We start from the raw sequence: 26,752 nt of genomic DNA, 5'->3' as shown, positions 1-26,752 counted from the left end.
TCATTAGAAAGGGAGAGGTGTTATGAGTCTTAATCTATTTGCGTTGGAATATATCTCAGAAGTGGCAAAGACCGGTTCCATTTCAAAGGCTGCTCAGAATTTGTTTCTTTCCCAGCCACATCTGAGCAATACCATCAAAGCCGTTGAAAAGGAACTGGGGGTTCAGCTATTCCGCAGGTCAGCCAAAGGGATGGCGCTGACAGAAGAAGGCCGGGTCTTTGTCCAGGAAGCCAGAAACATCTTGACTGAGGTGAACGCGCTCCACGCAAAGCTGCGCATAAAACCGGAAACAGCGGTCCGCAGCCGCATCTCCGCAACCCGATCCCACCAGATCAATCGCTGTATCACCGATTTCATCAACCGTCATGCAGCCAAAGCGGAGTTTCAGATACACGTAAAGGAAACCAATCCCTTCCAAGTGGTGGAGGACGTGCATTGCCGCGAATCTGAGCTGGGAGTTCTGCATTTTTTCGACGCACAAAAGGAATATTTTCTCAATTTGTTCCAACGCTATTCTTTATCCTTTCAGAAACATTATCAGCGGGAATTCCTGGTTGCCATGTCAAAAGACAACCCGCTGGCAAAGGAAGAAACGCTTTGCAAAGAGATGCTGGAAGAGCAGATTGTCGTCATTTATGGGGATTATGAAATCCCTTCCGCTTCCTATGAGACGATCACCAAGGTCAGCGATATTATCTTATCGCCCAAACGGATCTTTGTATATGACCGGGCGGGCGCCATGGAAACCCTGAGTCGATGCCCCGGCACCTATATGTGGATTGCCGGCCTTCATCCCGAAACGCTTCAGAACAACGGCCTGGTGCTGCGCCGCTGCAGCGATGTGGAAGTGGTTAATTTGGGGTATAGTATTCATTCTCTTGACGAGCCGCTGTCCTGGGCCACCGCCGAGCTTTTCGCTGATATGCAAAAGATCGACTGGACCGAGGAAGTGCGATAAACAAAAACCAATACCCCTATAAGTAATGGGTATTTTTCAGCAAGGCCGGCAGATGCTATCATGGTTTTAGAAAGAATCGAAAAAAGCAAAACATAGGAGGTAAAACCATGAGCTTTAAAAGAACGCAGGAGCAGGTATGCGATACGCTGAAAGGCGGGATCACTGATTTTCCAGGTGCAGAAATCATGTCGGTCTTTTACGAAACAACGCCGGAGGCTGCGGCTGATGTCCTGCCGCCGGGGCTGAAGCCCTACAAACGTCCCATCGTCGTTGCCGGATTCAATCATTTTACGGAGACTAATTTTGAGGTACCCTATAACGAAGCAGCTCTCTATGTCGCAGCTGTTCATGAAAAAACTGGACTTCCAGGACTTTTTGTTCCCGGCATGACCTTAGATGTGGACATGGGCAGCATTCTCGGGCGGGAGGTAGGCGGTTATCCGAAAAAGTGGGGAAGCCTATCCCTGGAGCAGGAGGGAGAAACTTATCAGGCCAGCGCCAGGCGGCATGGGATAACGTATTATTCCGTCAAAGCTCAGCTCAACGGAAAACCCAATGATCCCAAGCTGATGGAGGCCATCGGCGAGCTGCTGACACCGCCGGATCCGGAAGGCCATCCAGGTGCTACGATCATCTACAATTATCTCTGGCCCGCCAGCCAGTGGGCTCATCTTTCTGATATTTCCAAGGCACCCAGCCCCATTCTCTATACTGTGTGGAAGACCAAACATCCAGGCCCGAAAAAGCCGATCCTTGGTACCGGCGAGGTCATCTATCAGCATTCGGATCACGACCCATGGGATTCTCTTCCGGTTGTTCATACTTTGGGGGCGATCATGACTTTTGACGGCATTGCCCTTGATGGCGCAAGAAGTCCGGAGGATGAGTACCCAGTAGATCCACAGGAGTATTTGCCGTATGCGTTTTATGGATTTGATCACAAGCTGTAGGAGGTGGAATGATGTCTGTATTTCTTTGTGTAAAAATGGATTTGGGCGGTGAAGGTTTGACCTTTGACGAGACGGTAGATACTGCGTTCACCATGGAGGGGGCCCGGCGAATGCTGGAGCTGCCCACCTTGCAATGGAAAATTTGGGGTTTGGACTCTGATAAAAAACAGGGCTGCGGATTTTATCTGTTTGCTTCAATAGAAGCGGCAAAAGCCTATGCGAAGCAGGCCGTTCTCAACTTGCAGTCGCGCCAGGGCGTGTCCAACGTGACGACGCAGATTTGGACCATTGCGGAAGAACAAACGCATATCACCAAAGGGCCGATTGATCTGCCCCAGATCAAGGATTTAAAAGAATAATTGTTAAAAGAGAGCCGCTGCGCTGGCTGAAAACCCAATGCAGCGGTTTTTCTATGGAGTTTTTCTTTGTTTTGTTATACAATAAACCCCAGAGTAGTATCTGATTTATCCAAACACCAACCAGACACTACCCTAGGAACGAGAAGGAGGCGCAAAATGTTTGAATCGAGATGCGGCGTCGATTGCAGCCAATGTGAAAGAAAGACGGATGTCAGCTGCAGAGGTTGTATTTATATGGATAAGCCCTTTTGGGGAAGCCCGTGCGGCGTCAAGTCCTGCTGCGAAGAAAAGGGACTGAACCACTGCGGTCAATGCAGGGAGTTCCCTTGCGAAATGCTGGCGACGATGGGCGTGGATCAGGGGTTCGATCCCAAGCCCAAGCTGGAAAACTGCAAGGCATGGGCAAAGCTGAAGCTGCGGCGGGCGTCGATGGAGGATCTGACGGCTGTGGTTTCTGTGGAAGCTGGGTGTTTTCCTCAGGCCGAAGCGGCGGGGAAAGAGGCTTTTGCAGAAAGGCTGAGGGTATTCGGCGATCATTTCTGGCTGCTTGAGGATGAAGGAACGCTGGTGGGCTTTATCAACGGCCTGGTCACCAACGAAGAAACGATTGATGATCTGATGTACGAAAAGGCAGATTTACATATTGAAAATGGTGCTTGGCAGACCGTGTTCGGCGTGGATACCATTCCCCAATACCGGCACAAGGGCTGCGCGGCTTTGCTGCTACAGCGCTTGATCACAGATGCAAAGAAGCAGGGTCGTAAAGGTTGTATACTCACCTGCAAGAAAGAGCTGGTTCACTATTATGAAAAGTTTGGCTTTCAGAACTGGGGCCAATCCCAGTCGGTTCACGGCGGGGCCTTGTGGTACGACATGCGGCTGGAATTTTAACGAAAGGAAAAGGTTTAACGGATGACAACTGCCAATATAAAGGTGACTTTGAATGGGGATGTGGAAACTGTATGGAATACGGTTACATCTCTGACAGAATGGGGCTGGAGAAGCGATGTGAGCAGGATCGAGGTTTTAGAAAAGGGCTGCAAATTCGTGGAATATACGGAGGAGGGCTATGCTACCACCTTTACCATTACGGCTTTTGAGCCCCTGCAGCGCTACGAATTCGATATGGAAAACGGCAATATGAAGGGCCACTGGGTCGGGCTCTTTTCTGGTGAAGGTGAAAAAACAACCATTGATTTTACAGAAGATATAATGGTGAAGAAATGGTTTATGAAGCCTTTTGCCGGCGCTTATTTGAAAAAACAGCAGCAGACCTATGCGGACGACCTGCGGAAAGCTTTGGAAGAGTAGAGACCAAGACTGCGGAAAGGGGACAGACATGAATCAGAGTATGGAAAATCCTTGGAAGGCGATTGATCTTACTGATTATGAAAATCATATGAAACTGGATGATGTGCGTCAGCTGCAGACGCTGAATGAAATGATGAAAGACCAGCTTAATGATTACCTCGTAAAGACTGTCATGATACTGGGCGTTGCCGGAGGCAACGGACTGGATCACATAAAACCGAAACAGTTCGAGCGGGTCTATGGGGTCGATGTCAATGGTGATTATCTGGCGGAATGCTGCCGCCGTTACGAGGATTTGAACAGCTTTTTTCCCATTGAAGCCGATTTGACCGGTGATGATCTGGAGCTTCCCTGCGCGGAACTCCTGCTGGCCGATCTGCTGATCGAGTATGTTGGCTGCGAATGTTTCCTGCGGGTGGTAAAGCTGGTTGATCCCCAGTATGCTTCCTGTATCATTCAGGTCAACAGCGGGGAGGAAACCTTTGTCTCAGATTCTCCATACCTCCATTCCTTTGACCGGCTCTATGAGGTGCATCATCAGGTGACAGAGCCTTTGCTGACAGAGAGTATGGAGAAAGGCGGATATTCGTTTCTTGCAAAAGAAGAGCGGAATCTGCCCAACGGCAAGAAGCTGGTCCGTTTGGATTATGGAAAAGAAGGGTGATGGAACAGGCAGTGCGGGTTACCATCCATTGAAGAAAAAAATCAAAATTTGCCGCTTGAAAATTATTGTGAATTCGTCTATACTAATCAAAGAACAAAACAACGCGTATAATGGTTCAGCGTGAAATCAAGAAATTGGTTTCACGCTTTCTTTTTTGCGCGACATGAAAGAAAAGGAGTTTTATAAGTATGGAATTTTTTATGAAGTTACCGAGAAACAAGAAGGAATTTACTCTGTTCATGGCAGTCATTTCTGTCATATCCGTCAACATGATCGCACCGCTGATTACCTGTTTTGAGATCGGATTCTCTCTCGCTGTGTGGGCGCAGGCACTGAAGATTATGCCAATGATATGGTTATGTGTGATTGCACTGGTATTGATCACATACAAGCCGGCCAGCCTGATGACCGCCAGTATCGTTGAGGAGGAAGACAGCTTTAATGCTCATATTCTTGTTAATATCTTGTGTTCGGTGCTTTTGATGTCAGTGTTTCTCACGATTATCGGAACCTGGATTGGAAACGGTGAACTGAGTCTTGCGCCGATTAAGCTGTTTTTTTACAAATGGCCGCGCAATTTTGCCATTTCTCTTGGGGTTGAAATGTGCATCGCTCAGCCTGCCGCAAGATTTGTTATGTTGAAACTGCATATGGCAATAGACCGTAGAACGCTGCCCCAGGAACAGAAGGAGCATGGCGGAAAATGGGAGGAACTCATACCGGAGAAGCTGCAAAACATGCAGAACCAAATCAGCGACTAAGGAAGGAATGCTTTTGACATTGGGCAGAAAAAGGGATAAACTATTCCATATATGTTTAAGGAGAAACCTATCATGGAATTATATATTGTACGTCACGGTATCACGACATGGAATAAGGAACGGCGCATTCAGGGGAGTTCCGATATCCCGCTGGCAGAGGAAGGCATCCAAATGGCCCGAAAAACAGCGGAAGGCCTTAGAAATGTATCGTTTGACCGTATTTTTTCCAGCCCTTTAGCACGGGCTTTTGAGACGGCCCGCATTATTAAAGGGGACCGGGAGCTTGCGATCAAACAGGATGAACGGCTGCAGGAGATGGGATTTGGCATTGGAGAAGGCGCGGAGTACGTCGAACCCGTACAGGACGGAGCCTCTCTTTTGGACGGCTTTTATGACTGGCCGCAGGATTACCAGGCGCCGGAAGGCGGCGAATCCTTTGCCGATGTTTGCCGCAGGGCGGATTCCTTTTTAGAGGAGCTGCGGACCGTCGATCCTGCTGTAAAGCGAGTTTTAATCGTGGCTCATGCGGCGGTTAACCAGACCTTGTTCCGCTTTCTGGAAGGGCTCGATCTGAAGGATTTATGGAAACACCCAAGGCAGCCCAACTGCGCCGCTACCATCGCTGAATTAACGGTGGATTCTTCCCGGATCGTAGAACGGGATAAAGTCTTTTATTAATCGTGCTGATTTTCATGGGCGGATCGGTATTGAATCAAATCAGGAAAATTTTATTGAAAGCTTTTGTTTTAAATCTTTTCCCAAAAGCCTATGCCACCTGAAATTTGGAGCTACGCTTGTGCTGCCGGGCGCACTCCCGCGAATAAAGCTGCCGCATTGAAAAGTCATGTCTTTCAACAGGCAGCTTTTTTGTTTGTATCAAACCGGATGATGCGGAAGCAGCGCTTTTATAAATCTTTTAAAATAAACAGCATATAACAGTTGACAAAGTGTTATATGCTGTTATATACTGTTTGTGAACAAGGGAGGAAACCTATGAAACTGATAATCAATAACTCTTCTCAACAGCCCATCTATGAACAGATTGTGGATCAGATTAAGGCGCATGTCATGAATGGAATGTTTGAGGAAGGCGAAATGCTCCCATCTGTTCGATCCCTCTCAAAAGAACTGAAAATCAGTGCTTTGACGGTAAAGAAAGCCTATGATGCTTTGGAGCATGAAGGGTTTGTAAACACGGTCCACGGCAAAGGAAGTTTTATCGCAGGCACCAGTCCGGAACTTTTGATGGAGGAACACCGAAAAAACGTAGAATCTGATTTGGAAATGGCCATTCTAAAAGGACGAAGATGCGGTATGACGGATCAGGAAATTATTGATCTGTTTAATCTAATTATGGAGGAATAAGCGATGCTTGTAAAACTGGAACATGTGACAAAAGCTTACGGAGATTTTAAGCTTGATTGCTCCCTGAGCCTGAAGGAAGGCCATATTACAGGTCTGGTCGGACAGAATGGGGCGGGAAAAAGCACGACTTTTAAAGCGATTTTAGGGCTGCTGACACCTGACAGCGGCAGTGCATGGGTGTTTGGAAAAGATAGCAGAAAACTGACGGATGAAGATCGGGTGAAGATCGGAACAGTGCTTTCCGACAGCGGATTTGGCGGACATTTGAATATTAGGGAGGCCGCTTCCATTATGGATGCATCTTACGAAAGCTTTAACAAAGAGGGGTTTCTTTATCAATGTCGGGAACACAATCTGCCCGCAAATAAAAAGATAAAAGAGTTTTCTACAGGCATGAAGGCCAAACTCAAGGTGCTTCTGGCGGTTTCCCATGAGGCTGCCCTATTGATTTTGGATGAACCGACGGCCGGGTTGGATGTGGTGGCACGTGAAGAAATTCTCGATATGCTCCGGGGGTATATGGAACAAGAAGGGCGGGGAATTTTGATCAGTTCGCATATTTCCAGCGATTTGGAAGGTTTGTGCGATGATATCTATATGATTCAAGGAGGCAAAATTGTTCTGCATGAGGACACCGACGTGATACTCAGCAATTACGGCCTTCTAAAATTGGAGGATCGCCAGTACGATACTCTGGATAAAGACCATATTTTGTGTGTGAAAAAGGAAGGTTTCGGATACAGCGCACTGACTAATGAGCGACAGTATTATCAAGAGAATTATCCGTCGCTGATTGTGGAGCGATGCGGAATCGATCAAGTGGAAACCATGCTGATAGGGGGGAAAAGAAAATGAAAGCGATGCTGCTAAAAGATTTTTATACGCTGAAAGAGGCAAAAATATTAATTGCGCTGATGCTGTTTGTAGCCGTAATTATGGCTTTTTGGGGAGGCGAGGCCAGTACGTCGTTTATCATCAGCTATATTACAGTGATTGCAGCTGTTTTGGTTTTGAACACCATTGCCTACGATGAGGTGGATAATGGATTCGCGTACTTGTTTACGCTGCCTGCTTCCCGCAGGACCTATGTCAGGGCCAAGTATATCTTTGGATTCGTGACCGGACTGATTGGCTGGGCAATTGCAATTGTCTTGGCGCTGATTGTGGGAGCTGTCAGCGGGCAGTCTGATATTGACAGCTTGTATATCATGTTTGCCGGAGCTTTGATCGTATTCCTTTTGCTGCAAGCTGTCATGATTCCGGTACAGATTAAATTTGGAGGTCAGAAAGGCAAGATTGCCATTTTGGTTTTAATCGCGGCGGTCATTGCCTGCATGCAGGTGCTTATCAACCATGCGGATTTGGGCAAGATCGTGAATTCCCTGGAAGGTATGGGAACCGCGCAGATTGGAGGAATTGTTGCAATTGTGGTGCTGGCTGCCCTGGCGATTTCTTATAAGAGCAGTGTCGGAATCCTGGAACGTAAAGAATTTTAAGAGGCTCGTTCGATGGGGACCGGCTAATCGAACGAATCGAAAAAACGATCAAAGATCGGCTTGGAATCTTCTTATTTTTGATACCAATGCCGATCTTTTTTATTCTGGTTGAAAATTTTTGGAAAAAAGCAAAAGAATCGTCTGAAATTTACGCATTTTTGAACGGTTGCGGCCTCTTGAAATGAACTTTCAGCAGCCAGCCAGGTCATTTCTCAATCTCAGGCCCCGCAAACCCACAACTTTGCGTAAATAATGCAAAGTCTCGCAGAAGTTTTCCGCAATCCGCTGCCCGACTGGTTCGAAGTGCGTTTTCGTGTCCCGGCTACCGCGGCTCGCTATCGCTTGCCGGGCAGAATGTTATACAAAAACATTGCGACTGCCACGCCGGAGATGATGATGTAGCCTAGGATGCTCCAGAGGTCTGGGATTTGTCCAAAGAAGAAGAATCCCAGGCCGGCCGCAAAGACAATCTGCGTGTAATCAAAGACTGAGACCTCCCGTGCGGGAGCGTGGGTATAGGCCGCAGTGATGGTGAACTGGCCGCCCGCTGCGGAAAGTCCGGCAAGCAGAAGAGTAATGACCTGGGCAGCTGACATTGGATGAAAGTCAAAAATTAAAAATGGCAGCGTCACGATACAGGAAAAAGCGGAGAAGAAAAGGACGATAAAGGGACCCCGTTCACCCCGCTGCCCCAGTACCCGGACGTAAGTATAGGCGATGCCTGCACAGAATCCGCCGGCCACTCCAATGAGCGACGGAATCAAAGCACCGGCCACGGAAAAGCCTGGCTTGACCACCAGCAGCGCACCACAGAAAGCAATGGCCACAGCGGCAGCTTGGACCGGCTTTATTTTCTCCTTGAGAATGAAATAGGAGCAGACAATGGCAAAGAACGGAGACAGCTTGTTCAAAATTGAAGCATCGGACAAGAGCAAGTGATCGACCGCATAAAAATTGCAAAGTATACCCAGCGTGCCAAAACCCGCTCTGGCGATGAAAACCGGCAGATTTTTTTTGTCAAAAGCAAACCCCTCTTTGGAGCGGATGAGTATGATGAGGGCGAAGAAAAAGGCCACAAAATTTCGGAAAAAGCTCTTTTGAACAGAAGGCAGATCGCCTGACATCCGCACGAACATATTCATCAAGGCAAAGAAAAACGCCGAACAGATAATAAATATAATTGCTTTCTTTTTATCACTCATTGGTGCCATAACGGTATCATCTCCTCTCTAACGGTCCATTCTCTTATCGCTAATCTGCTTTACAATCCATGCTAGGATTACATCCACGATATAATCCTGCTGCGCCTGAGTCAGCTGAACGCCAGCGGGTATGCGGTGCCACTTTTGCAGGCAGCCCCGGCAGCAGGTGGCCGTGGCGTGCTGGGCGATAAAAACAGGATGACCCCGCATGGGCGTCTGTTTGCCATCATTGGCGATGACTGCCGGCGCCAGCCGTTTGCCCACAAAATCATATGCGTGGCTGCGAATCGTATCCAGCCCTTTTGCTGCGATATAGTTCAAGTCTTTTTCTTTCAGTGAAAAACCGCTTCTGAATTTGGAACGTGATAAGCGGCCAAAGAGGTTGTCCATCTGATTTACATCTATCATAGTTAAAATGCTCCTTTATCAGCAAGGTTTTGTTTTTTCCACCCAATTAGTATACCACCGAAGCCGGGAAATGCAAACTGGAAGACAAAAAACAAAAAGATGGAAGAAAGTTTGAGTGAAAGATCGCCCAGGTCACGTATAATAGGGTGAAAGACGTCTTCAATGTGTGGAGGATAAAATGAAGGATAGAACACTGATCGAAATGATAAAAACGGATCCGGAACGGGGAATCGCCGCAGCAGTGGAAGAATACGGCGGCAATGTAAAAGCCGTATGCCGCAGCGTGCTGCGATACTGCGGACAGGAGGATGTGGAGGAAGCGGTAAGCGATACCTTCGTCAAATTGTGGAAATATGCCGACCGGTTCGATGAAAAGAAAAACGCCAGTCTCAAGACCTATATCACAATGCTGGCCAGAAGCGTTTCGCTGGACCGTCTGCGCAAACAGGCAAGGGAAATCCCCATGGACATGAACGACTACGATGTGGCAGATCTGTCCGTGGATTTGGAATCCGATCTTGCCAAAAAGCACAACGAGCAGCTGGTAAGGCAGGCGGTTTCTGAGATGGAAGAACCGGACCGAAGCGTTTTCGTCCTGCGCCATTTCTACTTTTTATCGATAAAAGAAATCGCAGAAAAACTTTGTCTGGCGCCGAAAAAAGTGGAGAACATTCTCCACCGCAGAAAAGCGGCGCTGAGACGTGTGTTGACAGAGAGGGGAGTTTTACATGACAAAGCTATATGAATTAATGGCAAGCGTTGAAGAAGAACAAGTGTGTGATAAGATCGGGACGGAGAAACTGGAGCGGACGGAAGCAGAGGCTATTACCTGCGGCGTATTAAGAAAAATTCAAAACGAAAAGGAGGGCCGCGCAATGCCTGGCAAAAAAAGATCACGCAGCCGGAGGGTGTGTATTCTGGCAGCGGCTTTGGTGGGGCTTTTGGCCTTCGGAGCGGTCGCCTATGCGACGGAGCTTTTCGGTTTTGGCAAGGTAATTTATCTGGGTGAAGAGACTCAGACGGTTTCTCTGAAAGACAGCAATCAATACAAAGCCATGAAGGAATATCGTGAATATGTGGAAAATCTGCCGCCGGAAGAATTGAAAAAACTGTCCCAGGAACAGGCCGCAGCCACTAAAGGCGCGATGACGGATGAAAGCTATACCCGGCATTCATTTGCCCCGGAAAAAGCAGCGGAACTGTGTAAGAAATACAACCTGAAATACGATGAAAAAGACATCTTCACAAAGACTGCCGCTGAGACATTTGAAAAGTCGGGAACCGGCAACTTCCTGGGAAGTTTCCCAGACAACGGTAAAGGTCAGTATTCCTATACGGAAAACGGTTCTGTCAGTATCATAATGGATGGAAACACCTATTGTGACTTTAGCTGCACGCCCAACGACGTGTTCAGTGGAATCAACGGATTGGCCCTGAGTCTTTCTGACGATGTTAAAAACGTGGAACAATGGGATTATGTAACCAAATCGGGATATACGGTGAAGTGTTCCATGTACCAGGACGGCACCAAGGAAGATGATAATCAGTCGGAAATTTATGAAGTGGTCATTCCGGCAGGAAATTATGTAGTCACCATGTGCATGGCCGACGAGCTGAAAGAAGGGAAAGGAACTTACAGTAAAAAGAAGCTGGAAACCATGATTGAGCAGTTGGATTTGAAGCAGCTAAAATAATGAATTAAGAAAAGCAAGATTACCAGCATGGGACGGAAAAACAGGGCGCTGCATGGAGCAAATTGATTTTCATGCAGCAGCTCTTTTTTTACGCGGCCTCGGCTGTGGAAGCGAGATCCTGCTGGAAAACCAGGACGGAACAGAGGCGCAGACCGCTTTCGCTGGGAAAACAGTAAAATGCCCGGATTTTCTATGGACATCGCATCCAAATCAGGGCATTTCGAATAGGAATCGGCAAAAAAACTGAAAATCGCTTTCAGATGCCTGGAGTCACACCGCTTTGTTCAAAACAACAGGAAATGTATAAAAAAAAATTGCTGAAAAGTGTATACAATCATAAAAAAATGCGGTACAATTCTTAATGTTAGACGTGGCTAACACCTGTGAAAAACAGTTGAAATGATCGAATAGTGAGAGGATGTTATGACATTAGACAAAGGCAGTATCGGCAAAATTTATGTAATAGAAGAAACCGCTCTACCGGCCCAGCTGGAAAAGCGGATGGAAGCGCTGGGAATGATAAAGGGGACCCGGGTCCAGTTGATTCATAAAAAGAGGCGGGGAACGATGGTTATGATGCTGCGGGGCACCCGTTTTGCCGTCGGACACGGCGTGACCTCAAGGATTAAGGTCAGGGAGGTGTAAGATATGGAAAATGAAATGACCGTAGGTTTTATTGGAAATCCCAATTGCGGTAAAACCACGCTTTTCAATGCTTTTACCGGAGCTAACCTGAAAGTGGCAAATTGGCCCGGCGTTACTGTGGAAAAGGTCGAAGGGGCCATGCAGTATCACGAGAGTGCTTACAAGCTGGTGGACTTGCCGGGAACATACAGTCTGACCTCTTATACCATGGAAGAGCAGGTTTCCAGACAATACATACTCAGTGATGAAGTGGACGTAATCGTGGATGTGGTGGACGCTTCGGCATTGGAACGCAATCTTTACCTGACTCTGCAGCTTTTAGAGCTGGGAAAGCCGGTGGTGATGGCCCTCAATATGATGGACATTGTGGCTAAACGGGGTATGGAAATTGACCTTCACAGGCTACCGGAAATGCTGGGAATCCCGGTTATTCCAGTATCCGCGCAGAAGCGCAAAGGGCTGAATATCCTGCTCCACGCAATTGCCCATCATAAAGAGGAAAAGCGGGCCGACAGGCTGATCCATCACCATGACTGCGGCATGAGCAAAGAAGAAAAGCACGAAAAGTATGCGATGGTTTACAGTGACGATCTCGAGGAAAAGATCGACTTGCTCTGCCAGCGGCTTTCCCAGCGGTATCCCCGGCTGGAAAACTATCGATGGTATGCGATCAAGCTGCTGGAAAGCGATAAGGAAATTTGTGAAAAGTATCCCGTTGACCTGCCTCAGGTGCTGGATCGAAGCTATGAAAGCGATATTATCAACGAAAAATATGATTTTATAGAAGAGATTATATCAGAAGTGCTGGTGAACAAAGACCGGAAAGCAGCTATCACCGATAAGGCGGACAATATTCTGCTCAATAATTGGCTGGAAATTCCCGTGTTTTTGGGGATCATGGCACTGGTGTTTTTCCTGACTTTTACCATCGGCGATTGGATGAAAGGGTACCTGGAGACCTTTATCGGCTGGGGTTCGGATGGGGCAGCTGCGGGGCTTGCGGCGGCAGGCGCCGGAAAGGGACTGACTTCATTGGTGATCGATGGGATTATTGCTGGGGTAGGCGGTATCGTCTCATTTTTGCCCAATATTGCCATTCTATTTTTGGCTCTGGCATTTCTTGAAGACAGCGGGTATATGTCAAGAGTGGCCTATGTGATGAACGGCATGATGGGGCGGCTGGGACTTTCGGGCAGAGCCTTCATCCCCATGATTCTGGGATTCGGCTGTACCGTGCCGGCGCTGATGGCTTCCCGCGTACTGGAAAGCCAAAAAGATCGGTACCGGATCATGCTGATTACGCCCTTTATGTCGTGTAGTGCAAGACTGCCCATTTATATTCTTTTTTCAGGCATGTTTTTCGAAAACCATGCGATGCTGGTGGCTTATTCCATGTATTTGATCGGGATTGTGGTAGCAATTCTGGTCGCCCTTGTCCTGCACCGGTTTGACCGGGAAGAACGGGAAGACCTGCTGCTGATCGAGCTTCCGGAATACAAAATGCCCAGTATCCGAACTGTGTCCATCTATGTTTGGGAAAAGGTCAAAAGCTATTTGACCAAAGCGGGGACTGTGATTTTTATCGCATCGATCATCATGTGGTTCCTGCTCAATCTGGGCCCTTCCGGATATGCTGCGGATATGACCGATAGCTTCGGCGCAAAGATCGGCGCCGTGCTGGTTCCGGTTCTGGCGCCGGTGGGATTGGGTTTCTGGCAGGTCGGCGTAGCGCTGATCGCCGGAATATCGGCAAAGGAAGTTGTCGTGTCCAGCTTCATCGTACTCTTTGGACTGGAAAATCTGGGAGGCGGCGGAATGTCACAGCTGAGCCAGGAACTTTCAGACATGGGATTTGGGCCGCTGAATGCCTTTTGCATGATGCTGTTCTGTCTGCTGTATACGCCCTGCGCGGCAACGCTGGCAACGGTGAAAAAGGAAACCGGCAGCACAGGGAAAATGGTGCAGACAGCAATTTTCCAAATTGTGGTTGCTTGGGCAGTGACCTTTGGTGTTTATCAGATCGCGTCGCTGTTTCTTTTTTAGATAAAACCCTTCGATTATGGTAAACCAAAAAGCGCAGGCTATCGGCTGATAGCAGCGCTTTTTCTGTGGCAAGCAATTTTTTCTTGACAGGAGAACAGGTATTAGCTAAACTATAAGCGAACAAACGTTAGCTAAAAAGGAGGAGGTCATGGGGCGCAGTACTGGTAACACAAAAGAAAAGATTCTGTCTGAAGCGTTGAAGCTTTTCGCAGATCGGGGCTACGACGGTGTCACGGTTCGGGATATCGCCGATCGTCTGGGAATCAGGCAGAGTTCCTTGTATAAGCATTATCAAAGCAAGCAGGATATTTTTCAGAGCATTATAAATCGAATGGACCAGGAATATGAAAGGCGGATGGAGGCGATGGGACTTCCTGACGGGGAGTTTTCTCAGATGGCGGATCTTTACGGCCAGGCGTCCATATCCGATATGCAGACTTACGGCAAGGAGATTCTCCGCTATTGGACGGAGGACCCCTATGCTTCCGCCTTTCGCAGAATGATGATGCTGGAGCAATACCGAAACAGCGATCTTTCCCAGATGTACCGGCAATATCTGGCGGACGGTGTGATTCAGTATATGGCCAATCTGTTTTCTGAGATGATGGACAAGGGGTATTTCAAAAAGGGAGATCCGGAGCAGATGGCCATTCAGTTTTACGCACCGATCTTCTTAATGATGACCGTTTGCGACGGAAACGGCCAGAAGGAGCGAGCAAAAAAGCTTGTGGAAGATCATATTAAACAGTTCGGAGAACGTTATTCGGCATAGGAAAGGGGTATATTATGGATCTCAATCAATATATGGAACAGGGGATACATGCAATCGCCCACACAGCGGCGAAATTCTATTTGACCGATAAACAAGGAAGACGGTTTTTAGCAGGGTTCATACCTGCGCTGAAAAAAAGCGCGGATATCCGGAAAAGCAAGGAAGCATCCGGCCTCCATGTACCGCCTTTTCTGATCGCCAGCATTACATCATCCTGCAACCTTCATTGCAGCGGATGTTATGCCAGGGCAGACGGCATGTGCTGCGACAGCGGGGAACCGGAAGACGATCTGACTGATTCGGAGTGGGAAAAAGTCTTTTCTCAAGCGTCCCAGCTGGGTGTTTCTTTTGTTTTACTGGCAGGAGGCGAGCCGCTTTTGAGGCGGGATGTGTTAGAAGCAGCCGCAGCTTACAAGAACATGACCTTTCCGGTGTTTACCAATGGGCTCTTGCTGCAGGACAGCTATCTGGACCTTTTTGATGATAATCGCAATCTGATCCCAGTGATCAGCGTGGAGGGAAGGAAAGAGCGGACCGATCTGCGCCGTGGGGCCGGTGTGGCAGAGAAGATTGAGCACCTGATGGAAGCTCTGAAAGAACGGGGGATTCTGTTCGCCGTTTCCATCACCGTGACCAGCGAGAATGTCCATGAGATCGCAGGGGAACAGCATCTTGACGAACTGAGAAAAAAAGGATGCGGTGTGGTGTTTTACATAGAATATGTTCCAGCAGAGACAGGAACGGAAGAGCTGGTGCTTTCTTCTGAGCAATTAGCCTGGCTGACGGAAGAGACCTTGCGCCTGAAAAAAAGATATAAGGATATGGCCATTCTATCTTTTCCCGGTGATGAACAATTTATGGGCGGCTGTCTGGCTGCAGGGAGGGGCTTTTTTCATATCAGTCCCAAAGGCAGTGCTGAGCCGTGTCCCTTTTCGCCTTTTTCCAGGTTGAATGTAAAACGGGAAGGCTTGGAGAAAATCTTGACCTCATCCTTTTTCCGACAGGTGCGAGAGATTGAAGAACGTGCGCAGGATCATCACGGAGGCTGCACGCTGTTTCTCCACCAGCAGGAAGTGAAAAGCCTGCTATAGATTAGAAATTCAACGGTGTTAACACCGGCGCAGAGAGAGGCAGCCGGATGGGGTGGATATCCGGCTGCGAATCATTTAAATACCCTTTTTGGCCGTCAGGTGTTCAATGGTGATTTCCACTGCGCAGACTTCATTCCAGGATGCCTTTATGTAATCCCGGCCGCTTGCCATGTAGTCAGCGGAATATTTCTTTAGAATTCGTTCCAACGCCTGTTGCTTCTCCTCATCATTGTCTAAGATTCGAGCGCGGCCAAAGGCAATGGCACTAAGGAATAAGGTGTTGAAATCGGCGGCAAGGATCTCATCCTTTTCCACTACACAAAATGAAACCTTGCTGTTTCTTGCGATCGAATCCAGCTTATGTCCTCCCTCGGCTGCACCGTGAAAGTAGATTTTACCGTCTTCATAGGCATAGCTTACCGGAACTGCGTAGGGATAGCCGTCATCCCCATCCAAGGCAAGAACTCCATGGGTGTTATTTTCCAAGATTTTTACTGCATGCTCTTGCGGCAGCTGGTTTTCTTCCTTTAATCGCATTTGACGAAACATAATCGTTACCTCCCTTTTCTATCTTTTTCAGTGTATGGCGGATATGAGACTATTATAACATGTTTGTCCGAAAAAAGTTGTCAGGTTCCCTTGCCTCGAGTTTACTTTTGATGCGGAAGGGGAGATACTATAAGTGAGTTCAAGTTTTCTTTAGATTTCAAGAAGCAATGGATGTTCACAGCAAAGATGATATTCAGGAACTCGTAGACGAGATGCGATACGGAAAGGAAAGATAAGATCCCTGCGTACCATTATATTCAGAAATATAAAACTTGTGGATAACTCTATCTGTCCAGCTCCTATAATCCGAATAATTTCAACGTTTGTAAAAAAATGTTTATCCACAAAAGGGGTTGAATAAAATTGTATACGATTTTAAAAATCTTGTGGAAAAGTACGGCAAGGCCGATGAAAAGGCCGATCTCAGATGTTGAAAAGTGTCGAAGGAATATGGATCAAAATCACCACGGAGAAAGTATCTTCCGTATGAGAAACATCCATTGTTCCGCCAAGTCTGTTCACCACATCTTTCACATTTTCCAGGCCAAACCCGCGAAACTTGGAATCGCCTTTGGTAGATACGAATCTGTTATCCAGCTGACGAACAGGATTTTCCTTCGCATTGATGATTTCATAACTGAAATACTCCTTATCATAGCGGGCTTTTACAGAGATGCTCCGCTCCTTAGGATCGCGGAGCGCGCAGGAGGCTTCGATGGCGTTGTCCAGGGTGTTGGCAAAGATGGAGCAAAGGTCAATGGGATCCAGTTCCGGCATCCGGTCCAGATCGATCTTAAAAAAACAATCGATCTGATTTTGCACAGCCAGATCGTATTTGGCGTTGAACACAGCATTCATCACGCTGTTCTTGCAAAAAGTCCGGGTTTTGGCGGGGAGCTTTTGAGAAAGATCACTTACATAGGTTAAAGCCTGCTCCCACTTTTTCTTTTCCAACAGCGAGCGGATGACGCTGAAATGATTGTTCATATCATGGCGCAGCTTTCTCGTTTCCCTCTGATTTTGCTCCAGCTCCTGATAGTAAGCCTGCTGATAGCGCAGATTGCTGATTTCCATCTGCGCCCGCATGGAAGCGGAAATATAGGATATGAGGTAAATACAGCCCAGCTCGGTGAGAAGGCACGCCGCGCAGGCCGGGTAAGAGGGCCAGAGAGACGGCCCGTCGGGAATCAGGTTTAAAACAGAAATAACGCCCACCAGAGAGCCAAGAGACACCGCATCCACAATGAGCCACATGCGAACAGTGAGGATTTGGAAAGCCTGACGGAGCCGTTTGCGGAAAAAAAGATAGATGGCGGCCCAAATGGGGACACGAATCGCCTGAACCAGCACCAAAGTGGCGGATTCGTACACCTGGCTGGTATTTCCCAAGGCAAGAAAAAACATTCGCCCCATTTCGTGGGTCATATAGTTGATGGCAATGATGATCGAAGAAAGGATCAGGACCGCGGAAACGGTTTCGATCAGCTTGCCCTTAAAGGTGATAAGGAGCGTCGCAAAAAGCATCCCAAACAGGGCGATCAGGTTAAAGGGATCGTTGGGAAAAATCACCATGAGGGATGTCTGCCAGCAGCCGATGATGGCCAGCACCTTCCAGATCAAGTGATCCCTCACCGGGATAAAGGATGCAAGCAGCAGATAAAGGAATATACCGTAAGTTATGGATATGGGTTTTACAATAAAATCGAAAAAGGCAATCAAATATCACACCTACCTTAAAATATATTTCGCGAAGGATACTTCCAGCTCCTGCTTACAGGAGCGACTGACCGGCAGCTTTTCGTCTTTACAGAGAACCGAGTTCCCGTCGATGGCCGAGACAAAGCTGAGATTTACCAGATACCGGTTGTGAATGCGGATAAAAAATTCCGGCAGCTCCAGTTCCAGCTCCCCCAGCTTTCCGTAAAAGCTTACCGGCCCGGCCCCGGTTACAGCCGTAATGGTGCGCCGCTCACTGAAAAAATAGCGGGTATCGTTGAGCAGCAGCCGTGCAGCGCCGGATTTGTGCCGGATGGTGTAATACTGGTCAGCACTGATCCGCAGTTCCTCCATGGCCTGATAAAGTACGGACAGCACTTTCTCTTCCTTATACGGTTTTAAAATGTAGTTGAGGGCCCGAACCTCATAGCCTTGAAACACATAGTCCGGGTAAGCGGTGATAAAGATGATGACCGCCCGGCAGCCGGCCTTTCTCAGTTCCATGGCCGCCGTCATCCCATCCATCTGTCCCATTTCAATATCGAGAAAAAGAATATCCGGATCCTGCTCCCCGGCCAGCGCCAGAAGATGTTCGCCGCAGGAATATGGAAAGATTTTATAAGAAACGCCCTGAAGCTCCAGGCTGCGCGATAAGATCTTCGACAGATCCTGGCGCAGCTCTTTTTCGTCATCACATATGGCAATTTTTAACATGATTTTGTCCTTCCTTTTTACTGTTTGACGATCATTATCATAGCACAATTCCGCCTTCCTGTGCAAAACTTTACAAAATCCAGGTCAAAGTTGACAGCCGCCCATATCGCTTCCCAAGGGGCAGATAGCTTAAAATAGAGCTATCACAACAATCAGGAGGAACGATATGTTAAAGGTGGAACACTTGTATAAAAGTTATCAAACGGGCGATGCGACCTACCAAGTCTTGAAGGACGTGTCCTTTCAGATACAGAAAGGAGAATTTGTTGCGGTCATGGGTCCTTCCGGAAGCGGTAAGACGACTTTGCTCAACTGCATTTCCTGCTTCATCCCGTATGAAAAAGGGGAGGTCCTTTTAGACGGCGTGGATTTGGCGTCTTTGGACGAGCGGAGACTAGCCCGGGTACGCAATGAACAGCTGGGATTTGTTTTCCAGGACTTCATGCTGCTGGACGGATTGACCGTTTTTGAAAATATCTGCGTACCCAAGGTGATCAAAGACGAGCCTTACAAATCCATGGAAAAAAAGGCCAGAAAGCTGCTTTCTCTTTTCGACATTCAAGATATCGCCAATAAGTTTCCGGCGGAGATTTCCGGCGGCCAGAAACAGCGGACAGCCGTAGCGCGGGCCTTGATGAACAATCCGCTGCTCATCCTGGCCGATGAGCCGACGGGCAACCTGGACAGCCGTTCCAGTGAAGCCGTGATCGGTTCCTTTCTCGCGGCGCAGCAGCATCTTGGCGCCACCACCTTCATGGTGACCCACGACAGCTTTTCCGCCAGCTATTGCAACCGGGTGATCGTCATGAAGGATGGACGGATTTATCAGGAGCTGGTTCGCAGGGGGAGCAGAAGAGCGTTTCTGGAGGAGCTGCTGGGCGTATTGAAAGTTTTGAATGGTGGTGAAGGCAATGACGTTGAATAATCTGTTTTCCAAGCTGCGAAAGAGAAACAGGGGAAATTACACACAGTTTGTTTTCTGCGTTACCTTTGCCGTGATGCTGATCGGGTCTTTCTCCACGGTCATATTCAGCCCGCTGATCCAAAGCGTTCTGCCGGAAGGCGGCGACTCCCGAAAGCAGGTTTACATGATCTTTGCCGTGGCCGCGGTGGGCTGCCTGCTGTTTTCCATTTATGCGGCAGGACTGTTCCTCCGGTACAAGAGCCGGGAAACCGGCGTGTTTATCGCTCTGGGGGCGGAGAAGGGAAAGCTGTCCCGGGCGCTGCTTTTGGAAGTAGCCCTTTTGACCGGGCTCTGTACTCTGGCCGGGCTGATTTTAGGGAACGCGCTGGCCGTTCTCATCGGGCAAATCTTTAAGGGGCTGGCCGTATCCGATGTGGAAAAAGGCACCTTGTCGTTGACTGGCGTCGGAACCAGCCTGCTGTTTGCCGTTGTCGTGCTGCTTTGTCTGATGTTCATGGCTTTTCGCTTTATGAAACGTAGCAATTTAATGGATATTATGAATCAGCAGAGGAAAAGCGAACCTCTGAAAAAGATGGTGACCGGTCGTTATGCTGCAATCGGCGGCGCGCTGTTGATCATCGGAATTGCCTGCGGACTGCTGCTTCCGGTCATCGCGGCCAAGCTGATGGAAAAAAACCTGGGACTGATCCCTTACCTGTTTTACATTCTGGCGCTGATCGGGTTGTACATGCTGATGGTTTATTCGGTGGCCGTCCACAAAAAGGGAAGAAATCCAAAAAAATATTATAAACATATGATTTCCTATGGAATGATGAAATTCCAAGGGGCTTCCGTGGTACGGAACATGCTGGTCATCGCCCTTTTGATCATTGCCACTCTCTTTGCCTGTTTTTACGGGCCTACCCAGTATTTGAACGGGAAAATGCTTCACCAAAATAACCCGGTGGACTTTGCTTTGGCTTACCCTAAAAACGTCGATGAAGTAAAGAAAGAGGACATCCAAGAGCTGGCCGGAAAACATCATGCGGAAATCCAAAATTACCGGGAGGGTGAGCTGATCAGGCTGCTGGCCAGCGGAGTTGAACGGGAATCCTATGACAGCTCCGGCAATTTGATCGAAATTTATAAAAAGCAGTTCTGCTACCAGGAGTTTATCAGCGCCAAAGCCTATAACCGTCTCACAGGCAGCGAAATAACCGTGGACCGGGGAACCTACAAGCAGATCAAAAGGCCCAATGCCGAGGAAACCATCTGGAATCGTTTTGGCGACCTGGATCATGTAAAGAATACGGTGACAGGCCTTACTATGAACTTGAAAGACGGCGGCACGGCGGATTATCAGGGATTGGTGCAGAATGATGGATTTACGGTCAATGGAAGGTTTGTTTTAAATGACAATGATTTTTCCAAATTGAAACGAGGCTTGTCCGATGAACTGATAACCAGACAAATTCTCTTTGATGCGGGCGAGCTGGAGGATTCTTACGAATTTGCCAAGGCTCTTTTCAAGGAGTATTGTCTGAGGGCTTCCGACGAAATGAAGGTGCTCAGCAGTTACGATGAATTTCAGAAGCAGGAGGCGCTGGCAGCCGGGAAAACCTATGGCTATGATAGTCAAGTCCAACTGCGTCCGGAACATTCTGAGGTGGATCTGGGATGGAAATATGCCCCCAATTTTAAAATCCTCAACCTGAAAAATATCTTTTCCAGTTTTATCCTCTATTATTTACTGTTCATTTATGTGGCGGTCATTTGTATGGCGGCAGTGGGGATTATCGCTTATACCAGAAGCATGAATGTGGGGATTGCCAATAAGCAGGTTTTCGACGATCTGCGCAAACTGGGAGCCGATCACGGTTATATCCGAAAACTGGTGGTTTCCCAGCTGAAAAAGCTCTTTGTGCTGCCGACCATTGTCGGGAGTGGCCTCATGTTTGGCTACTATGTGCTGCTGCTCTGGCAGAATGATTCGCGGTTCCTCCCCGATGAATGGGCTGCTCTGGGAGTCGATCTGGTCACCTGTGGAGTGATGGGGCTTTATCAGTTTATCATGTACCGTTTTTCGCTGAAACGGGTGATGAAAATTATTTTGTAACGTGTGTGTTGAATTGTGGGCGGGCAGTTTCTAAAGATAGTAAGCGGGAATGTGATGAAAAAATGGATTGTATTGATGGCCTTTATACTGGTGATATTGGCGGGATGTTCCCAGCAAAAGGATCGGCCCAATGCGGATGTGGAGGATTATGCCCAGGAATACCCGGTATCAGCGTATGGAACGGAGGAAAACCTGAATACACTGACGGATGTGAAGCTTGCTGCGGATCGGAAAGGGTATCCTTCTTCCGATTTGGGCCGGATAACGCTGATTATGGAAAATTACTCGCAAAAGGAGTATCGTTATGCCGAATACTTTGAATTGGAGGTGGAAGAAGATGGGATATGGTATCAGCTGACCCAGCTTGCCGATACGCCGGAACCGTCAAAGGATTTGTACCTCGCCCCGGGGCAGGAGAAGCGGCTGGAACAAGACATCAGCGCATACTATGGAAACGATCTGCCGCCGGGCCGTTACCGGTTGATCAAGAGCTTTTACTGGTTCGTCCATGAGCGGGATTGGGATTATAAACAGTACAATTTGTCCTGTGAATTTGAGCTTCAATAAATGTAAGATTTGATAGAAAGCCTCAAGGTATGGTAAACTAGTGCAGATAACCAGTGCAGCGATTCGATTTGAGGTGATAACATGGATTACATGAAGGCGGAAAAAAAGCATATGGAAGCGGTTTACCAGCTTGTGCAGGAGACGATTAAAACCATTTATCCCAAATACTATCCAAAAGAAGTGGTGTCTTTCTTTTGCAGCCTGCATGATCGGAAGGCAATCTGCGGGGACATAGAAAAGGGCCGTACTGGCATCCTTCTTTCTGATGACCAGCAGCTATTGGGGACCGGAAGCCGCCAGGGTAATCATATTACAAGAGTTTATGTCGCCCCAGCCTATCAAGGCCGGGGATATGGGAGCCATATTATGGAATGCCTGGAGAAAGAAATCGGCAAACAATATGGAGTGGTTCGGCTGGATGCCTCTCTTCCGGCCTGCTGCATGTATGAACACAGGGGATATCAGACCATTGAACATAAAATTCAGACCGTTGGAAACAGCGCTGTGCTGGTCTACGAAATCATGGAAAAAAAGCTGAGCAAGCAGCCTGGCTCCCAAAAAGAAACCTGGGGACCAAAAGCTGCGAAGCAGGAATTGATCGGGAATTTGGGGCGTTTACATACCACCGAGCTGGGAGCAACGCGAATCAGAAGCAATCTTTCTCTTGCAGCAGAGGAAGATGTGGTCGGCTGGTGCAAAGACAAGATTACTGCCCCAGGGACTGCAGTTTCCAGAAAGGGAAAGAACTGGTATGCTCAGACGGAAGGCTGCATTATTACCGTAAATGCCCGAAGTTGTACGATTATCACAGCTCATCGGCGGAGATAGAGGCCGCAGCCAGGGAAACCTTTTCGATCGCGAAAGATCTTCTATAGCTTTCGTTAAGCCTGTATAATAAAGTATGCATCTACAAAAAAGGAGGTTTTTATGATTGAAGTGAAAAAAGAAGATCTGGATCAAATTGCACCGATGTTCAGCGGAATAGAAGATTCTATGGTCATTGCTTGCCTGCAGGGATATATGGGAAAAGCGTATCTAGCATCATGGACAAATCCTAAAGCCGCACTAATCATCAGCGGTGAATACAGCTTTTTTGGAGGAAATCCCAACTCGGAGGACGCCGCCTATCTAGTTCGGCATTTTTTTCGGGTTTGCCAAGCGCAGAGCAGTGTGGCTATCTTCGATGATGATCAGCCGGGCTGGGAGACGCTCTTGCTGGCCTGCGATGTCAATCACCCTGAACCGGTAGCCCGGTATGGAATCGTACAAAAGGATTATATTTTTGATTTGACAAAGCTTCAGCGCTATGCGGATTCCTTGCCGCCGGGATTCTCTCTGATACCCTTTGATGAAAACCTGTATGCGCAGGCTATGGCGGAACCCTGGTCCCGGGAATTTTGTGAGACCTTTTCATCTGCCAAAGATTTCCTGGAACGCGGGCTTGGATTTGCCGCGGTTGATAAAGGGAAATTGGTTTCGGCAGCATCTACCATGACGGTATACGATGGAGGCGCGGAGATCCAGGTGGCAACCCGGGAAAATTATCGGAGAAAAGGGCTGGCACTTTGCTGCGCGGCTGCTTTAGTCAAAGAATGTTCCCTGAGAGGAATACGCCCTTGCTGGGATGCTGCAAATCTGGCCTCGAAAAAAATGGCATTGAAGCTGGGCTATGAATATAGAGGAGAATACACGACCATCCACATGCACAGATCATGAAACATGTGTGCATGTTACCGGTAAAAAAAGCAAGATACCGTCCAGGTACTTGCTTTTTTTATGCAGGACGTTAAAATAACCAAAGAAAGCGGATTGGAGGTGTTTTCTTGAAGATCAAAATAGAGCAAACCGAGACCCTCTGCGAAACAGAAGTGATTGTTCGCTGCGGCAGCAAGCACGATGAGGCGACAAAGACGCTGCTGCGGCAGTTGGAGATGCTTGCCGGCGCAGCGGTGGGATATAAGAGCGGAACGGCCCACAAGGTGGCGCTGCAGGATATCTTTTACATCGAAAGTGTGGACGAAAAGACTTTTTTCTATCTGGAAGGGGATGTCTATGAGACCCCGCGGAAATTATATGAATGGGAAAAAGAGCTGCAAGATACTTCCTTTGTCCGCATCAGCAAATCGACCATTCTCAATACGGATAAGCTGTGCTCCGTGCGGCCGATGCTCAGCGGAAGGCTGGAAGCTTCTTTGGAAAACGGCGAAAAACAAGTAGTCAATCGCCACTATGTGAGCGGTTTTCGCAAGAAATTTGGAATTTGAAAGGGGTGGTTTTATGGATAAAGTAACGGTAAAAAATTGCGTGCTGATCGATTGCATATCGTTTACCACAGTGATGGTCATTCTGTCCTGCCTGTCCTTTGACGCGGATCTGATGACGGATTTTACAAATGTGTTTGCGCTGGAAGTGTTCGGCTGCACTACGATGATCAGCATCTTGATCTTTTTCACTTCCAGGATCCGGTTCCGGTCGGTTCTCGCCATAGAGTTTACAAAGCTGCTGGATGTGGCAGTCTGCGTGCTGGGTCTGGGAGGAGGGCTATTCGGCTGGTTCCCATGGGAAGGAAAATACATCTTGGAAGTCTGTCTGGTGTTTGTGGCGGTTTTCCTTGTCACCTCGGCTCTATTGCTCTGGCACACCAGTAGTACCGCCAATAAAATTAACAAGAAGATCAAGGAGAGAGAAAATGAAGCACATCATTGAAGTGGAAAATTTACGAAAGGCATATGGAGCTGTGGAAGCAGTCAAAGGCATCAGCTTTTATGCGGAAACGGGCAGGCTTTTTGCTTTCCTGGGACCCAACGGGGCGGGCAAAAGTACGACCATCGATATGATCTGTACCTTTCTCAAGCCGGACAGCGGCAGCGTCCTGGTAAATGGGCATACGCTGGGCAAAGAAGATGACGCCATCCGCAGATCCATCGGCGTGGTTTTTCAGGACAGCCTGCTGGACCGACGTCTGTCGGTGAGAGAAAATATGGTTTGCCGTGGCGCGTTATACGGCCTAAAAGGCAGAACGCTGGATCAGGCGGTGGATCGCGCTATGACTTCCGTGGGAGTGAACGAATATGCAAAACGTCCTTACGGCAAATTATCCGGAGGCCAGCGCCGCCGCTGCGATATTGCCAGAGCGCTGATTAACACACCAAGAATTTTGTTTCTGGACGAACCCACCACAGGTCTCGATCCTCAGACCAGAAAAGTGGTATGGGAAACCATACGAACGTTGCAAAGAGACAGCGGCATGACTGTCTTTCTAACGACCCATTACATGGAAGAGGCTTCAGGAGCGGATTATGTGATTGTCATCGATGATGGTGAAATCGCAGCCAAAGGAACGCCCTCACAGCTTTGCGACGCCTATGCGTCCGACCGGCTCAAATTGGTCTGCGGCGACCCGGAGGCTGTCTCCGGGATTCTGAGCGGCCTGAATCTGGAGCATACGAAGCGCCCCGGGCAGTTGGAAGTCAAACTGAAAAAGACAGTGGATGCGCTGCCGATTTTGGAAAAATGCCGTTCTTACATCGAAAGCTTTGAAGTGACGGCCGGGTCAATGGACGATGCTTTTATTGGGATCACCGGAAAGGAACTAAGAGAATGATAACTTTTACTAAGAGAAATTTGCTCGTATTTTTTCGGGATCGGACAGCTGTTTTCTTTTCACTGCTGTCTTCCCTGATTATCGTAGGTTTGTACGTGTTATTTTTAGGTGATACATGGGCGTCTGATTTTGAAGGCTTTGCCCATGTAAAACAGCTGATGGATAACTGGGTGATGGCTGGGCTGCTTTCTGTGACTACTGTCACCACGACCATGGGCGCTTTCGGCATCATGGTGGGAGATCGGGCGGAGAAGATCAGCAAGGATTTTTATGTTTCTCCCACCCACCGCAGAGACCTGGCCCTTGGATATGTGCTGAGCGCGGCCATTGTCGGCTTTGCTCTTTCAATTGTAACCTTGATTGCCGCAGAGATCTATATTGGGGCCCGGGGCGGAGAGCTGCTGAGTACTTCAGCATTATGCAAGCTGCTGCTGCTGATTCTGGCTGCCGATTTAGCCAACACAGCTATGATCTTTTTCATAACTTCCTTCTTTGAAAGTAATAACGCCTTTTCCACCGCCAGCACAATCATTGGGACCTTGATCGGTTTTGTTACCGGTATCTATCTGCCCATCGGCGTGCTACCGGACGGGGTGCAGTGGATCGTTAGGCTGTTCCCCACATCCCATGCGGCTGCGCTGATGCGGCAGACGATGATGGAAGCGCCCATGGCCCAGAGCTTTGAAGGCGTGCCGGTTTCCCAGACCCAGCATGTGGAAGAGATGCTGGGCGTTCATTTCTGGTTCGGTGAAAAGGAACTGACTGGCGGCATGAATCTGCTGATTCTGCTGGGCTTTGGAATCCTGTTTTTCGCACTGGCGGCAGCCAATCTTTCGCGGAAAAAACGGGTGTGAGGTGCTCGC

32 protein-coding genes and 1 pseudogene are annotated in these 26,752 nt (G+C 48.3%); 28 read left to right on the top strand and 5 right to left on the bottom strand.

Features of this window, described 5'->3' with window-relative positions; genetic code table 11:
* Positions 1-22: 22 nt before the first annotated feature.
* The 12 genes and pseudogenes from NIA71_RS05040 to NIA71_RS04985 all read left to right on the top strand — a co-directional run bounded on the left by NIA71_RS05040 (position 23) and on the right by NIA71_RS04985 (position 7,864).
* The gene (locus tag NIA71_RS05040; RefSeq protein WP_148395916.1) at positions 23-958 is read left to right on the top strand and encodes a LysR family transcriptional regulator; all 936 of its coding nucleotides are present in this window, start codon (positions 23-25) and stop codon (positions 956-958) included.
* A 107-nt stretch (positions 959-1,065) separates the two neighbouring features.
* Positions 1,066-1,908, top strand: coding sequence for an acetoacetate decarboxylase family protein (locus NIA71_RS05035; RefSeq protein WP_227755362.1), 843 nt, complete (start codon positions 1,066-1,068; stop codon positions 1,906-1,908).
* A gap of 8 nt (positions 1,909-1,916) precedes the next feature.
* The gene (locus NIA71_RS05030; protein ID WP_148395914.1) at positions 1,917-2,267 is read left to right on the top strand and encodes a YdhR family protein; all 351 of its coding nucleotides are present in this window, start codon (positions 1,917-1,919) and stop codon (positions 2,265-2,267) included.
* A 156-nt stretch (positions 2,268-2,423) separates the two neighbouring features.
* Positions 2,424-2,675 (top strand): annotated as a pseudogene (locus NIA71_RS05025) (DUF3795 domain-containing protein); the annotation flags it as partial.
* Positions 2,649-3,158, top strand: a complete 510-nt coding sequence (locus tag NIA71_RS05020) for a GNAT family N-acetyltransferase (RefSeq protein ID WP_415270815.1) — start codon at positions 2,649-2,651, stop codon at positions 3,156-3,158. The pseudogene NIA71_RS05025 and the gene NIA71_RS05020, both read left to right, overlap by 27 nt.
* Before the next feature lie 21 nt (positions 3,159-3,179).
* A complete protein-coding gene (locus NIA71_RS05015) occupies positions 3,180-3,578 on the top strand; it encodes an SRPBCC family protein (RefSeq protein ID WP_148395912.1) in 399 nt (132 codons plus the stop codon).
* 28 nt (positions 3,579-3,606) lie between these two features.
* A complete protein-coding gene (locus NIA71_RS05010) occupies positions 3,607-4,242 on the top strand; it encodes a methyltransferase type 11 (RefSeq protein ID WP_253019822.1) in 636 nt (211 codons plus the stop codon).
* Between the two features lie 188 nt (positions 4,243-4,430).
* Positions 4,431-5,003 carry a hypothetical protein gene (locus tag NIA71_RS05005; RefSeq protein ID WP_253019821.1) on the top strand — a complete coding sequence of 191 codons (573 nt, stop codon included), beginning with the start codon at positions 4,431-4,433 and terminating at the stop codon, positions 5,001-5,003.
* 72 nt (positions 5,004-5,075) lie between these two features.
* Positions 5,076-5,681 (top strand): histidine phosphatase family protein, encoded by a 606-nt coding sequence (locus tag NIA71_RS05000; protein WP_227755359.1) that lies wholly within the window; start codon positions 5,076-5,078, stop codon positions 5,679-5,681.
* Between the two features lie 315 nt (positions 5,682-5,996).
* Positions 5,997-6,368: a GntR family transcriptional regulator gene (locus tag NIA71_RS04995; RefSeq protein ID WP_148395910.1), complete on the top strand. Its 372-nt coding sequence runs from the start codon at positions 5,997-5,999 to the stop codon at positions 6,366-6,368.
* 3 nt (positions 6,369-6,371) lie between these two features.
* Positions 6,372-7,223, top strand: a complete 852-nt coding sequence (locus NIA71_RS04990; protein WP_148395909.1) for an ABC transporter ATP-binding protein — start codon at positions 6,372-6,374, stop codon at positions 7,221-7,223.
* A complete protein-coding gene (locus tag NIA71_RS04985) occupies positions 7,220-7,864 on the top strand; it encodes an ABC-2 transporter permease (RefSeq protein WP_227755358.1) in 645 nt (214 codons plus the stop codon). The genes NIA71_RS04990 and NIA71_RS04985 overlap by 4 nt, the downstream gene beginning before the upstream one ends.
* 335 nt (positions 7,865-8,199) lie before the next feature.
* Here NIA71_RS04985 and NIA71_RS04980 read toward each other — a convergent pair whose 3' ends face one another.
* Positions 8,200-9,066 (bottom strand): DMT family transporter, encoded by an 867-nt coding sequence (locus NIA71_RS04980; RefSeq protein WP_253021273.1) that lies wholly within the window; start codon positions 9,064-9,066, stop codon positions 8,200-8,202.
* Between the two features lie 27 nt (positions 9,067-9,093).
* On the bottom strand, positions 9,094-9,474 hold the full coding sequence (locus NIA71_RS04975; protein WP_227755357.1) for a DUF4186 domain-containing protein: 381 nt from the start codon (positions 9,472-9,474) through the stop codon (positions 9,094-9,096).
* Positions 9,475-9,652: 178 nt separating this feature from the next.
* Between NIA71_RS04975 and NIA71_RS04970 the strand changes: the two genes are divergently transcribed.
* From NIA71_RS04970 to NIA71_RS04940, 7 genes are all read left to right on the top strand, one after another.
* Positions 9,653-10,219, top strand: a complete 567-nt coding sequence (locus tag NIA71_RS04970; protein ID WP_227755356.1) for an RNA polymerase sigma factor — start codon at positions 9,653-9,655, stop codon at positions 10,217-10,219.
* Positions 10,203-11,168 carry a hypothetical protein gene (locus tag NIA71_RS04965; protein ID WP_227755355.1) on the top strand — a complete coding sequence of 322 codons (966 nt, stop codon included), beginning with the start codon at positions 10,203-10,205 and terminating at the stop codon, positions 11,166-11,168. The genes NIA71_RS04970 and NIA71_RS04965 overlap by 17 nt, the downstream gene beginning before the upstream one ends.
* A gap of 52 nt (positions 11,169-11,220) precedes the next feature.
* Entirely contained in the window at positions 11,221-11,415 is a 195-nt protein-coding gene (locus tag NIA71_RS04960) for a hypothetical protein (protein WP_148395904.1), read from the top strand.
* A gap of 176 nt (positions 11,416-11,591) precedes the next feature.
* Positions 11,592-11,813: a FeoA family protein gene (locus tag NIA71_RS04955; protein ID WP_148395903.1), complete on the top strand. Its 222-nt coding sequence runs from the start codon at positions 11,592-11,594 to the stop codon at positions 11,811-11,813.
* A 3-nt stretch (positions 11,814-11,816) separates the two neighbouring features.
* Positions 11,817-13,856 carry a ferrous iron transport protein B gene (feoB, locus tag NIA71_RS04950; RefSeq protein WP_148395902.1) on the top strand — a complete coding sequence of 680 codons (2,040 nt, stop codon included), beginning with the start codon at positions 11,817-11,819 and terminating at the stop codon, positions 13,854-13,856.
* 148 nt (positions 13,857-14,004) lie between these two features.
* Positions 14,005-14,628: a TetR/AcrR family transcriptional regulator gene (locus NIA71_RS04945; protein ID WP_148395901.1), complete on the top strand. Its 624-nt coding sequence runs from the start codon at positions 14,005-14,007 to the stop codon at positions 14,626-14,628.
* A 14-nt stretch (positions 14,629-14,642) separates the two neighbouring features.
* The gene (locus NIA71_RS04940; RefSeq protein ID WP_148395900.1) at positions 14,643-15,719 is read left to right on the top strand and encodes a radical SAM protein; all 1,077 of its coding nucleotides are present in this window, start codon (positions 14,643-14,645) and stop codon (positions 15,717-15,719) included.
* A 75-nt stretch (positions 15,720-15,794) separates the two neighbouring features.
* Here NIA71_RS04940 and NIA71_RS04935 read toward each other — a convergent pair whose 3' ends face one another.
* From NIA71_RS04935 to NIA71_RS04925, 3 genes are all read right to left on the bottom strand, one after another.
* Positions 15,795-16,268 carry a pyridoxamine 5'-phosphate oxidase family protein gene (locus NIA71_RS04935; RefSeq protein ID WP_148395899.1) on the bottom strand — a complete coding sequence of 158 codons (474 nt, stop codon included), beginning with the start codon at positions 16,266-16,268 and terminating at the stop codon, positions 15,795-15,797.
* A gap of 423 nt (positions 16,269-16,691) precedes the next feature.
* On the bottom strand, positions 16,692-17,987 hold the full coding sequence (locus tag NIA71_RS04930; protein ID WP_253019820.1) for a GHKL domain-containing protein: 1,296 nt from the start codon (positions 17,985-17,987) through the stop codon (positions 16,692-16,694).
* Positions 17,988-17,996: 9 nt separating this feature from the next.
* A complete protein-coding gene (locus tag NIA71_RS04925; protein ID WP_148395897.1) occupies positions 17,997-18,698 on the bottom strand; it encodes a LytR/AlgR family response regulator transcription factor in 702 nt (233 codons plus the stop codon).
* A 166-nt stretch (positions 18,699-18,864) separates the two neighbouring features.
* Here NIA71_RS04925 and NIA71_RS04920 point away from each other — a divergent pair, with 166 nt between their 5' ends.
* The 9 genes from NIA71_RS04920 (at position 18,865) to NIA71_RS04875 (ending at position 26,743) form a co-directional block, all read left to right on the top strand.
* The gene (locus NIA71_RS04920) at positions 18,865-19,623 is read left to right on the top strand and encodes an ABC transporter ATP-binding protein (RefSeq protein WP_148395896.1); all 759 of its coding nucleotides are present in this window, start codon (positions 18,865-18,867) and stop codon (positions 19,621-19,623) included.
* Positions 19,610-21,718, top strand: a complete 2,109-nt coding sequence (locus tag NIA71_RS04915; RefSeq protein ID WP_227755350.1) for an FtsX-like permease family protein — start codon at positions 19,610-19,612, stop codon at positions 21,716-21,718. The genes NIA71_RS04920 and NIA71_RS04915 overlap by 14 nt, the downstream gene beginning before the upstream one ends.
* 54 nt (positions 21,719-21,772) lie before the next feature.
* Complete coding sequence (locus NIA71_RS04910) at positions 21,773-22,285, top strand: immunoglobulin-like domain-containing protein (RefSeq protein WP_253019819.1); 513 nt, start codon at positions 21,773-21,775, stop codon at positions 22,283-22,285.
* An 81-nt stretch (positions 22,286-22,366) separates the two neighbouring features.
* Entirely contained in the window at positions 22,367-23,113 is a 747-nt protein-coding gene (locus NIA71_RS20150; protein WP_415270811.1) for a GNAT family N-acetyltransferase, read from the top strand.
* Between the two features lie 99 nt (positions 23,114-23,212).
* Complete coding sequence (locus NIA71_RS04895; protein WP_148395893.1) at positions 23,213-24,001, top strand: GNAT family N-acetyltransferase; 789 nt, start codon at positions 23,213-23,215, stop codon at positions 23,999-24,001.
* 107 nt (positions 24,002-24,108) lie between these two features.
* On the top strand, positions 24,109-24,549 hold the full coding sequence (locus NIA71_RS04890; protein WP_227755348.1) for a LytTR family DNA-binding domain-containing protein: 441 nt from the start codon (positions 24,109-24,111) through the stop codon (positions 24,547-24,549).
* Between the two features lie 13 nt (positions 24,550-24,562).
* Positions 24,563-24,991, top strand: a complete 429-nt coding sequence (locus tag NIA71_RS04885; protein ID WP_227755347.1) for a DUF3021 family protein — start codon at positions 24,563-24,565, stop codon at positions 24,989-24,991.
* Positions 24,975-25,889 carry an ABC transporter ATP-binding protein gene (locus NIA71_RS04880; RefSeq protein WP_148395890.1) on the top strand — a complete coding sequence of 305 codons (915 nt, stop codon included), beginning with the start codon at positions 24,975-24,977 and terminating at the stop codon, positions 25,887-25,889. Before NIA71_RS04885 ends, NIA71_RS04880 begins: the two co-directional genes overlap by 17 nt.
* Positions 25,886-26,743 (top strand): ABC transporter permease, encoded by an 858-nt coding sequence (locus tag NIA71_RS04875; RefSeq protein ID WP_253019818.1) that lies wholly within the window; start codon positions 25,886-25,888, stop codon positions 26,741-26,743. Before NIA71_RS04880 ends, NIA71_RS04875 begins: the two co-directional genes overlap by 4 nt.
* Positions 26,744-26,752: the final 9 nt, after the last annotated feature.

This window comes from Ihubacter massiliensis (assembly GCF_024125305.1).
Lineage (GTDB): Bacteria > Bacillota > Clostridia > Peptostreptococcales > Anaerovoracaceae > Hominibacterium > Hominibacterium faecale.
This window is presented reverse-complemented; position numbering and strand designations above follow the sequence as displayed.